This is a genomic window from Pseudomonas sp. SIMBA_068 (assembly GCF_046534705.1).
Taxonomy (GTDB): Bacteria; Pseudomonadota; Gammaproteobacteria; order Pseudomonadales; family Pseudomonadaceae; genus Aquipseudomonas; species Aquipseudomonas putida.
This window is the reverse complement of sequence record NZ_JAWRYI010000295.1, coordinates 1-295: the sequence shown is the minus strand read 5'-3', so window position 1 is coordinate 295 and position 295 is coordinate 1. Positions and strand designations below refer to the sequence as shown.

At 65.8% G+C, this 295-nt stretch carries 1 protein-coding gene; it reads right to left on the bottom strand.

Annotated features, from left to right (window positions below; genetic code table 11):
* Window positions 1-143: 143 nt before the first annotated feature.
* Window positions 144-281, bottom strand: coding sequence for a type VI secretion system baseplate subunit TssF (locus tag SB756_RS29240; protein ID WP_410913036.1), 138 nt, complete (start codon window positions 279-281; stop codon window positions 144-146).
* Between the last annotated feature and the right edge of the window lie 14 nt (window positions 282-295).

Here is a 295-nt window from a genome sequence, read left to right as displayed (position 1 = left end):
CAGCGGATAGCGCTGACCGCCCTGCGCATCCAGCCGCCGCAGCAGCTGGAACAGATCGTAACGCCACGGCGCGGCCATCACCCGCTGCCAGAAATCATCCGGCAGACGGGTGAGCCGGGGCAGCGAAATCACCTTTTCGCCACTCATATCAGCGCTTTCCGGCCCATGCGCGGCGGCCAGTAGCCTACTTCTCCGCGCTGCTGGCTGTTCAGGGTGAACTCCGTGAAACTGTTCAGCGCCACAAGGCGGCCACAGACCCGCTCCAGCACGCTGCCGAACAGCCACGGGCTGGCAC